Origin of the sequence: Nocardia sp. SYP-A9097 (assembly GCF_009649815.1) — a bacterium.
In the GTDB taxonomy this organism is placed as follows: domain Bacteria; phylum Actinomycetota; class Actinomycetes; order Mycobacteriales; family Mycobacteriaceae; genus Nocardia.
This window is the reverse complement of the sequence record NZ_WJIC01000035.1, coordinates 23,307-38,239: the sequence shown is the minus strand read 5'-3', so window position 1 is coordinate 38,239 and position 14,933 is coordinate 23,307. Positions and strand designations below refer to the sequence as shown.

The 14,933-nt window shown below is 62.3% G+C and carries 10 protein-coding genes; 7 read left to right on the top strand and 3 right to left on the bottom strand.

Going from position 1 to position 14,933, the window contains the following annotated elements:
• Window positions 1–17 precede the first annotated feature (17 nt).
• The 3 genes from GFY24_RS36365 to GFY24_RS36355 all read left to right on the top strand — a co-directional run bounded on the left by GFY24_RS36365 (window position 18) and on the right by GFY24_RS36355 (window position 4,989).
• Window positions 18–1,883 carry a hypothetical protein gene (locus GFY24_RS36365; RefSeq protein ID WP_153809653.1) on the top strand — a complete coding sequence of 622 codons (1,866 nt, stop codon included), beginning with the start codon at window positions 18–20 and terminating at the stop codon, window positions 1,881–1,883.
• A 138-nt stretch (window positions 1,884–2,021) separates the two neighbouring features.
• Window positions 2,022–2,654 carry a hypothetical protein gene (locus GFY24_RS36360; RefSeq protein WP_153809652.1) on the top strand — a complete coding sequence of 211 codons (633 nt, stop codon included), beginning with the start codon at window positions 2,022–2,024 and terminating at the stop codon, window positions 2,652–2,654.
• 109 nt (window positions 2,655–2,763) lie between these two features.
• A complete protein-coding gene (locus GFY24_RS36355) occupies window positions 2,764–4,989 on the top strand; it encodes a 3'-5' exonuclease (protein WP_153809651.1) in 2,226 nt (741 codons plus the stop codon).
• Between the two features lie 84 nt (window positions 4,990–5,073).
• Here the strand turns inward: GFY24_RS36355 and GFY24_RS36350 are convergent, their stop codons facing one another.
• Together GFY24_RS36350 and GFY24_RS36345 are read right to left on the bottom strand one after the other, a co-directional pair.
• Window positions 5,074–5,265: a DUF397 domain-containing protein gene (locus GFY24_RS36350; RefSeq protein WP_309231765.1), complete on the bottom strand. Its 192-nt coding sequence runs from the start codon at window positions 5,263–5,265 to the stop codon at window positions 5,074–5,076.
• The gene (locus GFY24_RS36345) at window positions 5,262–6,155 is read right to left on the bottom strand and encodes a DUF5753 domain-containing protein (protein ID WP_153809650.1); all 894 of its coding nucleotides are present in this window, start codon (window positions 6,153–6,155) and stop codon (window positions 5,262–5,264) included. Before GFY24_RS36345 ends, GFY24_RS36350 begins: the two co-directional genes overlap by 4 nt.
• 196 nt (window positions 6,156–6,351) lie before the next feature.
• Here GFY24_RS36345 and GFY24_RS36340 point away from each other — a divergent pair, with 196 nt between their 5' ends.
• From GFY24_RS36340 to GFY24_RS36325, 4 genes are all read left to right on the top strand, one after another.
• Window positions 6,352–6,570 carry a hypothetical protein gene (locus tag GFY24_RS36340; RefSeq protein ID WP_153809649.1) on the top strand — a complete coding sequence of 73 codons (219 nt, stop codon included), beginning with the start codon at window positions 6,352–6,354 and terminating at the stop codon, window positions 6,568–6,570.
• Complete coding sequence (locus GFY24_RS36335; protein WP_153809648.1) at window positions 6,567–7,022, top strand: hypothetical protein; 456 nt, start codon at window positions 6,567–6,569, stop codon at window positions 7,020–7,022. Before GFY24_RS36340 ends, GFY24_RS36335 begins: the two co-directional genes overlap by 4 nt.
• 317 nt (window positions 7,023–7,339) lie before the next feature.
• A complete protein-coding gene (locus tag GFY24_RS36330; RefSeq protein WP_309231764.1) occupies window positions 7,340–9,247 on the top strand; it encodes a UvrD-helicase domain-containing protein in 1,908 nt (635 codons plus the stop codon).
• Window positions 9,248–9,556: 309 nt separating this feature from the next.
• On the top strand, window positions 9,557–12,673 hold the full coding sequence (locus GFY24_RS36325) for a type ISP restriction/modification enzyme (protein ID WP_153809647.1): 3,117 nt from the start codon (window positions 9,557–9,559) through the stop codon (window positions 12,671–12,673).
• A 49-nt stretch (window positions 12,674–12,722) separates the two neighbouring features.
• On the opposite strand, the gene GFY24_RS42620 is transcribed toward GFY24_RS36325, so the two are convergent.
• Window positions 12,723–14,600 (bottom strand): DUF1524 domain-containing protein, encoded by a 1,878-nt coding sequence (locus GFY24_RS42620; RefSeq protein ID WP_309231763.1) that lies wholly within the window; start codon window positions 14,598–14,600, stop codon window positions 12,723–12,725.
• Window positions 14,601–14,933: the final 333 nt, after the last annotated feature.

Here is a 14,933-nt window from a genome sequence, read left to right as displayed (position 1 = left end):
CAAGAGGAGCGGTGAATATGACCCACCTGAGCATCGAAAACCACGGAGAAAGCCCGCTGTTCGTCGCGCAGCGCGACCAGAACTTCCACCACAACTACTTCGGCGAGGGATTCGTAGCTCCGACGATCGTGCCTGCTCACGACTTCGCCGCATCCGCTGCGGAAAGATTCGTAGTACCGTCCGGCGATTGGCAGCTCGCCGCGAGCATCCTTAAGAATGACAGGTTGCTCGTGCTGGTGGCCGACTCCGGCACCGGGCGGCGCACCGCCGCCTTGCACCTCCTCGAGAAGCAGTGTGGCATCGGCAAAGTCTCCACGCTGGAACCCGAATGGGCACGGCCGCAAACGAAACTGATGCCTACCGTGCTGCGGCCCGAAGAGGCCTACCTGCTGGATATGACCGAGCCCACCGCGGAACAGGCCACCGAGGAGTTCGCGAAGAAGCTCCTCGATTACGTGCGCACCAAGCGCATCTATCTGGTGGTCACCACGACGAAACCGGCGTGGTCCGGGGCCTGGGCCGCCGGGGTGGAAAGCCAGACTGTCGAGCTGGGACCTCCGGACCCGTGGCAGCTCGTGACGGCCGAACTGTCCGCACGTGGCATCGCCGATCCGAAAGACCTTGTCGCGCACCAGTCATACGGCCAGGTCTGGGGATCAAACCCGAACGCCGCCGATATGTGTCGGCTTGTAGGGATCATCATGCGGAATCCGCAGGCTGACCCCGCGACGATCGTCTCCGAGTACATGGACTGGCGCAGCGATATCGACAACGACATTCCGGACGGCCTCGCCGCGCGAGCGCTGTGGTGGTCCGGGGCGTTCTGCGATGGCGGCAACCAGCAATCGATTCTTCGCATGGCCGAGGCGTTGCGCAAATTGCTCGGCGAAAATCGCAGTCCCGCAACAATTCTGGCGGATGCTCCGACCTCGCGCCGACTTACGGAGGCCAAGCTCGAAGTCCAGATCGACAAGGTCAGGTTACTGCCAGGCAAACACGGATTCGCCGCCGCCGTTCGCCGCCATCTGTGGGAGCAGTTCACGGACCAGACCGGTCTGCTCACAGGTTGGATCGTCGAGCAAGCGGCCAGCCTCCCGCTCGCGGACGCCGAGCTGGTGGTGGACGCCATCTTCGAGATCGTTGTCGACCGCCGTGACGACTACCTGATGCGGTGCCTTCGCGACAAGCTGGTGGCCGGCCGCCGCAATCTCGCCGTTCGCGTATTCACCCGAGGCGCACTCGATCCGCGGTTCGGAACACATATGCGCGAGCGTCTCAACACGTGGGTGAAGGGCTCCCCCACTGCCGACACCGTCGAGCTCGTCACGGAAATCTGCGGCGGGCTGTTCGGCGCGGAAATGCCTGACCAGGCCCTGGTACGACTCCGTCACGCCGCGCAGCGGTCGCAACCGGACAACCCCACACTCGTCCAAACCATCAATGCCCTGGCGGCCCTTCATCCGCGGAAAGTACTCCTGGCCATCGACGCGTGGATCTCGAACGCCAACTCCGAACTGGCTGGGATCAATTGCCTTCTCGCCTTGGCCAGCCGACCGGAAGGCGTCCAGTTCCTGCACCATGAACTCGGCCTGACGACCGGTGAATCGGCCGGGGAGAGCCGCTTGATCGAGTATTTCCAGACGGCCCTGGAAAATTCGGACTCCGCTGACGCCGCAGACACCGTCCTCGAGAAGTGGGCAGACTTCGCAGAGCACGGGGACCTGGATACGACTGCGACAGTCGAGTTCCTGGCGGTGCTTTACGCGCCGCGGTTGCGGGACCGGATCCTGCGGCGGCTCCTCAACTCGAAAGAGTCCGGCAACATGGACTTCTGGGGTCAGGTGCTCATCACCGCTACCGAACCGGCACGGAACCGGGGCTAGATGTCCAGCCGAATCCAGCGATGGGGCTTGCGGCAAGTGCGTCATACCCGGCTTGCCGCACCACTTCCCACCGCGATACCCGGGATCAGCTTCGCGGTTCGTGGGCGTGTCTGGTTCCGCCGAGCGCCGGATCAGGCTGTGCGGCTGTCTGTTACAGCAGCTCGTGCGACCGCGCTCGCGGCGTGCTACGGCCGTACGAGCAAGATCAGCCGGGCGGTGGACCCGGACATGATGTTCGAAGCCGAACAGCAGATAGCTCGTGCTCTGACCGAATGGCGAACAGAGGATGCGGAATCGGGGGTCGAGTACAAGGCAAGGCTGCGACTCCGGCTGCCCCCGGATTCCATCGCGAAGGCCGAACGCTACAACGACGCTCGACGCGTGATACACCTCGAACAGGACGCCACACGTCAGCGCCTCGAGTCCTTCGGTGATGTGACACTCGGCGATCCGCGACAGGCGCAACTGTGGTGGCTGATGCGAAGTCTGGAGAACGGAGATTCGACTATCGACTGGGAAAGTTTCGACAAATCCGTCAGGCCGTTGATCAACCATGCGGACCGCCACGACGATTCGGTCACCAAGTTCGCGAAGACCGTTGTGGGCCTGGTTGATCGGGTAAGCGGCGAGACCGATCAAATTCAAGTCTTGGCCGAGTTGACCTCGAAGATGGCGGCGGTCCTGGGTTGGCCGGAGGTCAGTGAAGGATTCCGGCCTCTATTGGAAGAGCATAGTTCTACCGGTATTGACGACAGCAACTTCACGAAATAGGTTCCAGGGCCCGACCATTCTGAATCCGTAACGCTGACCTCCTCGATCGGAGAGCGAACAACTACGGCAAGCTATGGATCTGGAACACGATGATCGACGGGGGTCAGACATGGCATATGTGGTGATGGGAACCCATCCGAAGTCGATGCCGAAGCTGGACGGGTCTCTCAAGGGCAAAGTCCTCGACTTCCTGCAGAAGATCCAAATCAACGACGCCACACCCGGATTGCACATCGAGCCGATCAGGAACTCGGCGGACTCCCGCGTGCGGACCGGGCGGGTCGACCTCAAGTTCCGGGCCGTGCTGTTCCGCGTGGACAGCTCGGCCGGGGACACCTACTACCTCTATCTCGGAACCTGGCCGCACGACGACGCCATCGCCATGGCGGCGAAATCGGTGCTCCGCGTCAACCCGGTGAACAATGTGCTGGAAGCCATTCTCGGAGGAACAAATGGCAAGGCCGAGCGTCAGCGGCGTTCTGTGGTGCCCGATCGCACCGGGCAGCTGAGCAGGATCATCACCGGCGCCCTCCCCTATCTCACCAAGGTCGGATTCACCCTGGCCGATCTGGTCGAATGCCTCGGCCTTCCCGAGGATGTCGCCGAACGCGCACTCGCGGCGGCCGACGATTACGCGATCAACGAACTGGCGGCCGAGGTCGGCGGATGGCAGGGCAACGCCCTGCTCGAACTCGCCTGTGGCACAAGCATCGACGACATTCGGGAGAAGCTCGGGTTCACCTCGTCGCGGATCGATCGCACTCTCGGCGAGAACGATCAGATCATCGACGCACTCGACAACCCGGCCTCGCAGATGCAGTTCACCCTCATCGACAGCAACGACGAACTGCGCCGTGTCCTGGAAGGCGGAGACTTCGCGGCCTGGCGGACCTTCCTGCACCCCCAGCAGCGGGCTTACGTCGCACGAGACTTCAGTGGTCCGTTTCGGCTCTCCGGCGGAGCGGGTACCGGCAAGACCGTGGTGGCGATTCATCGCGCACGAATGCTCGCCAAACGTGACCCGAATGCGCGAATCATCTTGACCACGTACAACAAAACCCTCGCCATGGGTCTCGAAGCGGATCTGCGCGTCCTCGATCCGGAGTTGCGGATCGCGCAACGCCCTGGCGATCCGGGCGTGTATGTGGCGGGGATCGACAAGCTCGCCGGTGCGGTTCTCCACATGGCGACCGACCTCACCGCGGCGCTCGAAGTATTGTTCGGCCCCGCACGCCGTGGTGTCTCCCCGAAGCGAACCCGGACGGATCATGTCTGGCGTGCTGTGGCCAAGTCCGTGCGGAGCGGCCTCGAACCTCGTCTCGCCAACCCGGGATTCCTTGAAAGGGAATACGTCTCAGTCGTTCTCGCGAATCGAGTGACGACCGTTGACCAGTATGCGAAGGTGGCGCGGGCCGGGCGCGGTGTCCGGCTGAACCGGGCGCAGCGGCTCTCGGTGTGGATGCTGGTCGAAGCATTCCGCCAGAAGAGTCGCGACGATGGGAGCCTGAGCTTCCCCGAGGTGCTAGCCGTCGCCGCCGAGTATCTGCAACACCGGGTAACCGCCGGCCAGCCGTTCCTCGCCGACCACGTCCTGGTAGACGAGGCTCAGGATCTGCATGCAACCCACTGGGCGCTCCTGCGTGCCCTGGCGGCTGATGGACCCAACGACCTGTTCATCGCTGAGGACTCGCATCAGCGGATTTACGGGCAACCAGTGGTGTTGTCCCGCTTCGGAATCAAGATTGTCGGCCGCGCTCGGCGACTGACGCTCAATTATCGAACCACGGCACAGAATCTGCACTTCGCGGTGAACATCCTGACCGGTGGTGACTACCACGACCTCGAGCAAGGCGAGGAATCCACCAATGGCTACCGGTCCGCACGGCTGGGGCCGAATCCTCAGCAGATCGAATGCTATACGGCCACAGAACAATTCGACAGGATCACCGACCTGGTCTGGCAATGGCTCAATGAGGGAGTCGATCCGGGCACCGTTGCCGTACTCACCCGCGGACAGCAGGATCGCGATGAGTTCGTCACAGCTTTGGTCCAGCGTGACATCAAAGCTCAAGCGCTCGAAGGCAATCCAGCCGCACCCGGCGTGGTGCAGGTGCTCACCATGCACCGGTCAAAGGGCATGGAGTTCTCCCGCGTCATCCTCGCCGGGGTCGGTGAAACCCATATGTCTGCCGCCGGTGGCATGCGGGCCGTCCTCGAGGAGGAGAGGGAGGAGGCCATGCTGCGTGAGCGCTCGCTGCTCTACGTGGCGGCGAGCCGGGCACGCGATGAGCTCGTGGTCACCTGGAACGGCAAGAAATCGGAGCTGCTCGGCTGATGACCTACCGTCACAGTCGAAATAGCCCTGAATAGGCGAGTGCCCCGAACGGATTTCCGGTCGGGGGCACTTGTCTATTTGGGATCAAGACTTCCAAATTCCGCTCTCCAAGAACGCATCCCACGTTTCGCTGGAGAACCACAGCTCCGGACCACCCAGGTTCTTCGAGTCGCGCACCCCGACCCGATCGCCATCCTGGTACACCTCAACACAGTCGGCGGCATTCGAAGATCGACTGGACTTGTACCACTGCCGAACGGGCGGTTGACTGTTCACGCCTCATACTCCTTCGCAACTCGCAACACCAGGTCTCGGGTGCCGTCTTCAGACAACGCTACCGCTCGCAGCGCCGAGATCGCTTGCTGATATCGGGCCACGACGTCGGCTTGCTCGTGATAGAGCGCACCAATCGCACCTTCGAGGTAGACAACCGTCGGTTCGTCCAAACCACTGTCCAGGCGCGGAAATTCAAGCATGTGAAACGACTGAATCGCCAACCCCTGGTGCGGGCCGGTAGCGAATGGAACCACCCGAACGCTGACGTTGTCGCGGTTGCCAACCTCCGCCAGCCAGCGCATCTGGACCGCCATGACGGCGGGCGTGCATGGCCGGTGGCGCAGCACGGCCTCGGACAGGAGAACGTCAGTCCTGAACCCGCTATCGGTCAATCTGACTTGTCGCTGTTCGGCCAGCTCGATCCGGCGTTCGACATTTACGGCCGATAACCCAGGGACTTCGAGACGAGCGAGCGCCCGACGGTAGTCGGCCGTCTGCAACAACCCGGGCACCAGGACGAGCTGGTGTGCGATGAGGCAATTGGCCGCCGCCTCCAAACGCAGGTAGTGCGGGAAGTGCGAAGCGAACTGATCCGCGTACGGCTGCCAAAAACCCTTCGAATTGCCTTGCAGCTTATCCTGTTTCGCCTGTTCCCTCACCTCACCCCAGAGCCGCAATGCCTCGGTCCGGACCTCCGGTGCCACTTTGTACAGGTCGAGTAGTTGACCTATCTGCGCCGTAGCGATCTTGGTAGAGATGCCGTCCTCCAGACGCAGCAAGGTCTGCTTGGACGTCTCGATATGCAGTCCGGCTGACAGCCCACTGACTTTCGCCCCTTCGCGGATTTCGCGAAGAAATTTTCCAAATGCTCTGCGGGAAACGGTGCTCATTTCATTAGCCTCGCTATCCGGGTTGGCACTATTTGGACCGGACCAATATGGCCCTCCACCATAGTTTCACGACCGGGCCAATTCGCGAGGTCCATTGAAGCAATTCGGTGTCTACTTGACCCATACCCGGCGACGACCTCGGCCAAGCCGCCGCCACTCGGCAACCAGAGCGAATACCGACAAAGGGGACATTCAAATGCTTTGGGAATCTTGGGTTTTGCTCATCCTGTTCATCGGCGGCCTGATCACCATCCTCAGCGCACTGGTGGCGGACCTCCGCGAAAATAACGGCCACCAAGCCCGAGCAACCGCGTTCCGTCTCGAATTGTCCACCGGCAGCACCTATCCCATGATGGCCAGGCCTGCGCACGGACGGCACCGCGTCGAGGGCGCGGCAGGACGGTGGCGGCGATGACCGGCGTGTATTCCCGACTCGATCACCACCCTGTGTCAGATTATCGAGTCGACCTGCGTTACCCACACGGCGTCAGCGCGCTGCTTTACCCACATCGCCACTGCATTGCCGGACCAGGACACAACGTCAGAAGCTGCGGCCGATTGCGGCAACTACTCGAGATCGCCGAGCGCAACGAATGGCATTGGGCGAAACGAATAGTCAACTCGGGATCGGTAAGTACGGAGACGGCGGAGCGATACGGTCCACGCCTGAAGATGCTCGAAGCACACACCGTTGCGGAGTCCGAAAGTCGTATGACGCAAACGGAGGCGATCGAAGCCAGCGGCCACCATCGCGACTGCAACCCACCGTGTGAGCGGGCCCGCGCCGCAAGCGAACAATTGAACGACGACTTCGGCCCGAAACCCGCGACCATCTTCCAATTTCCCGATCGCCACACCCCTCGTTGAACACGGGCGTCCGCCCCGCATCACCCTCATCACCGCCGGTGCCGTGCAACTCGAATCGGTTCCCGGACAGGACAATCCGGCAAGGCACGAATGCCCTCGGAGATGAGGACCGCGCGCCCGACACTGTGATGTCCCGCACCGGCAACAGGTACCTCCTATCAGCAGCGAAGAGAAGATTCGCCCCGTCAAACACTCTGCCGCATAACGTAATTCACCTGCCAGTCGATCTGCCGCGCGATATGGTTACACCAGCGGCAGATTCGATCTTGTCAGGGGGCAGGGTGCCAGATCTAAATCGTGAACGTCGGGTGCGCTGGGTGGAGCGCAAGCTCGCTGAGATTCCGAACCTCACCGCCGAATGGCGCAGGTTCCTTTCGGTCCCACTCATGGAGCCGGGATGGCATGTGGTGATTGACCGCAGACCGTCCACGGACCGGGCGGGAGCCTTCGCGATCGGCCCCACCGGCGTTTACGCCCTGGTTCTGACCGAGATCACGCCAGCCGCAGAGCGATTACAACGTATCCGCACACATGCGGAGGATACCTTCGCTGGACTTGTCCAGGGGCGCAGTCAGTATGCCCCGCACATGTTGGAACTCATGCTGCTCATGCCGACAGCCACGGTGGTCGATACGAGCGTGGGGATTCGATCGGTCGATGAATCGAGCATCCGCCGAACGCTTCTCGAGACCGAAGTCGCCATGTCACGCGGCCGCGCACAGCAACTGGCGTCGACAGTTGCCGCCCGCGCTCAACGGTTCGAGCTGATCTCCACCAGCGATGCTCCGGTTGCGAAAGTCGCCACCACTGAAGATCTTTTCGATCCAGCCCAACTCCAGGAAGGCGAGCGCGACGCCGCGCTCGCCCGCCCATTCGAGGAATGGACAACCTTCCTCGACCCGGAACAAATCGGGCTGGTGAACCGCACGTTCAACGGACCGGCACGCTTCAGTGGTCCGGCTGGCACCGGCAAAAGCGTTGTAGCACTGCACCGTATGGCGCGATTCGCCAAGCGGAATCCGGGGCGGATGCTCTTCACCAGCTTCGTGCGGACCCTCCCCGGCTATCACAGCACCAGCTTCCAGCGGCTCGCGCCACGAGTGGGCGACCGTGCGGAGTTCGTCGGATTGCATGCCTGGACAACGCGATTCCTCAATGATCGCCAGGTGCGGTTCAATCTCGACGACACGAGTGTGGACACCGCGTTCAACCTCGCCTGGACCAAGGCACGAACCCAGCTCGCACCCATCGAAAGCGACCTGCGCTACTGGCGGGACGAACTCAATCGTGTTATCAAGGGCCGCGGGATCACCACTCTCGCCGAATATCAAAAGATCGAACGCAGCGGCCGCAACCGCATCCGGCTCGACGATGACCGGCGTGCCGCCGTGTGGACTTTGCTCTACGAGCCCTATCAGGAACGGCTGCGCGACCGCCACGTCGACGACTTCAACGACGTCATTCGCAAGGCGATCACCACGCTGCGATCAACACCGGCGGAAGACCCCTACGGCCTGGTCGTCGTTGATGAGGTCCAGGACTTCACGCTGATGGAATTACGTCTCGTACATCAGATCGCCGGCGGTAGAACGGATTCTCAACTGTTGCTCGTCGGCGACGGCCAACAGCAGGTCTATCCGGGTGGCTGGCGTTTGGCCGATGCAGGCATTCCCATCATCGGTCGCGGTGCTGTCCTGCGCGTCAACTATCGCAATCGGGAGGCGATCCATCAGTATGCCGGGCGTATCGATGCCACCAACAGTGTTGGCGATCTCGACGGCGAACCGGGTTTCGTGCTGCGCGACACCGAAGTCATGCTGCCGGGCGGCCGGGTAGTTACCCGGCACTTGCGCCGCGCCGAGGTCAACGACGCACTCGTTCAGGCGGTAGCCGAGTCCCAGCGTCCCCATGCCGACCTGGCGGTGATCGCCCTGACGAAAAAGGAAGCCAAGGACTATCAAGAGGTGTTGGAGAGCGCGGGGATCCCCACCCTGTCTCTCGAAAAGCATGACGGCACAGCACATGAGCTGGTGAAGGTCGGCACCGTCTTCCGTGCCAAAGGCATGGACTTCCGGTCTGTATTCCACCTCAGCGTGCAGTCGGCCAAGCCGCGAGAGCAGCTCACCGCGGGCGAAAGAGACAGGGCCGAACTGGCCGACCGCCAGACCATGGTCGCTCTGAGCCGAGCGCGCGACTTCGCGTGGCACGGAGTCATCGTGGACTGAGACGGCTCAGTAGCACATGGCCAGCAAGCACCGAGAACCGAGAAGTGCACTGCACAAACAGATTTCGTATGTGAGCATCTTGAATACAGCGAAATATCAAGTGCAGCGGGGATACTGGTGGGGCGCAAGTCTAAGTATGTTGGCCTGGAAAGCTTTTCGGATTCGCTCGCGGCGGCGATTTCCAGGTTCGGAGGAGCGGTGGGTCCTCGACTCAGGACCGGTTCTGGTGGCGCCGAACACCAGCTCAGTGGACCATTCTGCGATCTGATCACGGAGGTCGGCGCCGCGCTCGGCGTATCGGTATTGACGGTGGCAGAAGCGTCCCTCAAACCACTGGGTGTCCGCCCGGACTTCATGGTGGACGTGGCAGGTGCTCGCGCGGGATACGCCGAGTTGAAGGCGCCCGGCCGAAAGGTCCCGACGCTATGGAAACCAAACCAGCACGAGCGGGATCAATGGGACAAACTCTCGTTGCTGCCCAATGTGCTGTACACCGACGGATCGCACTGGGCTGTGTTCCGATACGGCGAGCGCATCGGGGAGGTCGCTCATCTCAATGGTGACCTCCGGCACGCGGATTCCGGTTTGCGTGCCGACGACGGCGAATTCGCCAGGGTACTCACCGATTTCCTGCTGTGGAAGCCCGATCCGCCGCGCGCGGTGCCCCAACTGGTACGCGCTCTGGCCAACCTGTGCCAGTTACTGCGTGCTGAGGTTGCCGACACCATCGTGCGCGAGCAGACCGGTGTCGAGGAAAAGCCCATCTTCACCGGACTGGCCGAGGACTGGCGGCAGTTCATGTTCCCGGGGCTCTCCGATGCCGAATTCGCCGACTCCTATGCGCAGACAGTCACTTTCGCTCTGCTACTGGCTCGCGTGGACGGCATTTCCTTCGACAATCGTTCGTTGGCGGAGATCGCTGAACTGCTCGGCAAGAAACACTCGCTGATGGGCAGATCTCTCGCTGTGCTGACCGCACACGGGGTAGAGGACCGCAGCGTCGTGGTGAAGACTCTGCAGCGTGTGGTGGGCACCGTCGACTGGGACGCCCTCAGCAACGGCAATACCGACACGTATCTGCTCTTCTACGAACGGTTCCTGGAGAAATACGATCCCGCCCTGCGACAGAAGAGTGGGTCCTATTACACGCCCAACGAAGTGGTGTCCTTCATAGTGCGCTTCGTCGATCAACTGCTACGCCAGCGGCTGGGCAAAGACTGGGGATTGGCAACCGATGATGTGGAGATTGTCGATCCCGCGATGGGCACCGGCACGTTCCTGCTCAACATCATCGACCGCGTGGCGCGCACGGTAGCCGAGGAGCAGGGAACCGGAGCCGTGCCGCCCCAATTGCGAGCGCTGTTCAGCCGGCTCATCGGATTCGAACGACAGACCGGCCCCTTCGCGGTGGCCGAACTGCGCATCCACCAAGCCCTCAAGTCGCAGCACAAGGCCGAGATACCGGAGCGGCAAGTCCGGTTCTACGTCGCTGACACCCTGGACGACCCGTACATCGAGCAGAGCTACATTCCGTCGATCCTCGAGCCGATCGCCCGATCCCGTTCCAGAGCGAACAAGGTGAAACGCGATTCGCGGGTGTTCGTGGTCATTGGAAATCCGCCGTACCGCGAGCATGCTCGCGGTCTCGGCGCATGGATCGAATCCGGCGGCGGGGCCCGCGGCGAGAAAGCCCCGCTGGATGCCTTCCGGGCGAAAGGGCTGGGACGGTACGAGTACGTACTGTCGAATCTCTATGTGTTCTTCTGGCGTTGGGCGACATGGAAGGTATTCGACGCGCACCCCGATGCCCCTGGTGGGATCGTCGCATTCATTACGCCGTCCTCCTTCACGACGGGGCGCGGCTACTCGGGGATGCGCGAATACCTGCGGCGGACCGCCGATGAAGGCTGGATCATCGATGTCTCTCCGGAAGAGCATCAGCCGCCGGTCGGCACCCGAGTGTTCCCTGGGGTCAAGCATCGGCTGTGTATCAGCGTCTTCGCGCGTTATGGCACCGGGAACAACGATAAGCCGGCACTGGTTCAGTACACGGCAGTTGAGGGGGGCCGCGCCGACAAGTTCTCCGCACTGTCCGACCTGGAACCCGAAGGGCCGCAATGGTCCGCGACACAGGATGGCTGGCATGCTCCCTTCGCTCCGGTCAGCAGCGGAAACTGGGACCGGTATCCCCTGCTCGGTGATCTGTTGCCGTGGTCGCAGACCGGCGTGACACCGAACCGCAACTGGGTACAAGCACCGGACACAGCGACACTGAACCGGCGGTGGGCACGGCTGATACGAAGTTCCACCGACGAGAAGCCCGACCTGATGAAGGTGACCAGGGACCGCTCCCTAACCACAACGCCCTTGCCCCTGCACGGAACAGCACCGACACCAACGCCGATCAGCGAGGAGAACGTCGGTCAACCAGCAATCGAACCGCTTGCTCTGCGCAGCTTCGACCGCCAACACCTGATCTACGATGCCCGAGTCATCGACTTTGTACGGCGTCCGCTCTGGGAGGTGCGCGGGCAGAACCAGATCTATGTGACCGAGCAGCATGCCCACCCCATCACCACCGGTCCGGCACTGGTATTCACCGAACTGGTCCCGAGCGTCCACCACTTCAACGGTCGCGGTGGACGCGTACTACCGATGTACAGGGATGCTGCCGGGCTGATACCGAACATCGCTCCCGGCCTTCTCATTCAGATGAGCAGTCGGATCAAAGCCTCGGTCTCCGCTGAGGATCTCCTCGCCTACATTGCGGCGGTCGCGTCACACCGGGGATACACGGAACGATTCGCGGAGAATTTGCGAACCCCTGGCGTGCGCATACCGCTCACCGCCGACCACCAGTGCTGGACCGATGCCGTACGTCTTGGGCGTGAAGTGTTGTGGCTCCATACTTTTGGACACCGCCTCGTCGATCCCGTCCAGAGCCGCCCACACGGTGCACCGAGGCTCAGCGGCGAACGGAAGCCACGCGTCGTCGAGACAATTCCGGACACGGCCGAGGATATGCCCGAGTCTGTCGGATATTCCGCAGACACCGAAACGCTGCACATCGGGTCCGGTCGTATCACGCCAGTGCCGCAAGAGGTCTGGGAATACGAGGTGTCCGGGCTGAAGGTGGTCAAGCACTGGTTCGACTATCGCAAACGGATCCCGAGCGGCAAACGCACGTCGCCCCTGGACGACATTCATCCAGCGGAATGGCCTGCGAGGTTCACCACCGAACTACTCGAGCTTTTGAACGTGCTGGGACGCTGCATCGAATTACATTCAGCCCAAGCACAATTGCTCGATCGCATCTGCTCCGGCACGTGCATCTCGGTGACCGAGCTCGAGGACGAACGCATCCTGCCGGTACCCGCCGCGGTGCGCTCACACGTGGCCACACCCGACGAACCAACGCTGCTCTGATCGCACCGCTGGGCGCCGGGTCGCAATGGATACTCGACTGAAGCTCCGCTCAATCCCCGATCAATATCGCCGCCAACCGGTCCAGCGCTGCGCCCGAGACTCCGAACACCTGATACCCGTCAGCCTGCAATCCCTCGTCTCGGTCGACGTCCTCACCTTCGACCAGCACCACTTTGTGATCAGGCCAGACTGCTTCGACCGGCCAGTTGTGCACGCCCAGTTCGACACCGATCTCGGGTTGCGAGACTCCCCGTTGCGACAAGGCTGTCAACAGCCCTCGTACAGCCTGGGATACGAGCTCGGAACTCCCGCTCCAGACACCAACTTCGCCTCCTGCCATCCCAGCCTGGTCGGACAAGCGCCCGAGCGCACGGTCACGGAACCAGAGCAGCGCATCGCAAAGGCGCTTGTGGTCGATGGGATCTTTGAGCGCTTTGAGCGAGAAACTCGGGCGCAGAGCGAGTTTACCCTCCGGAATGTCCACACCGGACAGCTCGTTAAGGCGCAGGCGGAACTGATTCCGTAATTCGGTGTCGGTGAACGGGTCTCGCACGGCAAGGTGCTGAAAGACGATCTCCAGTTTCCCCGGTCCGCCATTTCCGGGATAGAAAGCGCCGGGCCAGATGGGGTCGTCGGAGTCACGGTCGAGCATGAGGATGCAACTGGTGGACCTGGTGCCCGTACCGTATTCGAGGTAGCCGCCATTGGCTTCCCAGAAGGCCAATACGCCCGCGACCGCCTCCGCCACCGGCGGCGGGTTCTGGGCCGCGAGCTGAGCGAAGAAACGATCCCGACGGTCGGCCTCGCTCGTCGTGGCGGCTTTCGAACCTTCGGTCCCATCGACGTCGGTCATGCCGAGCAGATCGGCCAGATCGCGGACGGACAGGCGTTGACCGGCCGCGGCAATTCCGCGGTCGTTCACCGTAACGCCTTCCGAGCGAAGCACTTCCAGGACATCGCCGCGATCCGGCCCATCCCCCCAGTTGAACCCTTCGGCGACCCGACCGGCGTGGTCGAGCACACGGTGCGCATTCGTGAACGGACGAGTCATCTGCTGGCCGACCGCAATAGCGCTCGACCCGACCAGCGCGGCCAAATCGCCATAGGAGGTCCAGGTTCCGGGCGGCAACACCGCCAGCGCCTGCCGGAGCAGACTCCAGTCGCGCGTCTTCTCGACGCGATCCACGCCCGTAATCGGAGCTGGCCACAGCTTGATCGCCTGGTCGGCCAGTTCATCCGCGCGGGCGGCGATTTCGGCTACGCCCCAGGTGCTCGTGGCGGCGATACGCCGGTTCATCTCCAGATGACTTCCTGCGAGCAGATCCTGCTTCCGCTCGAAGGGGTGATTCGACAGCTTCGAATTCTCGGCCGTCAGCGTGAGATTGCCCAAGGTGTGCACGAGCCGCTCATGCACGTCCTGCGGTGTTTCGCCGTCGGCGATGCCGACTGCCAGCGCCGTCAGCCATTCCGGGCCGGGTTGCTGGGGCAGCACGTGTTCGATGGTCAGCTTGGCATTGACGAAATCCACCGGTTCGGGGTGTTCGTAGCTTTCCTCGAGCCGTTGCAGCACCAGGCGCCGCTGCTCCCATTTTCCTTGCCAATAAAAAGGTTTCGTTGCAATGGCGTCCCGCAGTTCGGCATCGGTGGCCCAGTACCGACGCGGCGCGGACAACACATGTTGCAAACCGTCGATCACGGACATCCCGTCCGGAAGTTGGCCAGGCAACTCCTGGAAGATCCGGTTGAGATTTTGCGTCGGCCGCTGGCAAATCATGCGGCGGATCAGGAAGGACTCGATATAGGACAAGCCCCGAACCAAGTCGGCCGTGGTGACTGCGCCGGTCTCCCGCTTGTCCAGGAGCATCATCAGCGTCGGGTGCGTGGTGGCGGCCTGCCACTGGTCGATGCGGCGCAGGTAACGACGCACCTCGAGGTTCGGCTCATGGTCCGGATCGATAATCCGATGGAAATGCTGTGCCCGGCGGTGCAATTCGCGAACATACGCCTCGATGTCCGCTTCGCTTTCGCCGTCGCGCATGAATCGGCGCTGCTGGGCGGAGTACATGTCCTGCCGTCGAACTCGCACCCCGCCGTCGAGCACCAGCTGCAACCACATCAACTGTTCCAGCTGCTCATTGGTCAGACTGCGCTGCAACGGCAACCAGTAGGTCTGATACACCTGCTCGCCACGCTTGGGCAGGCGCATGAACAGGTAATTGCGCACCAGGTCGGCCTGCGACAGCTTCAACCCGGTGTTGTT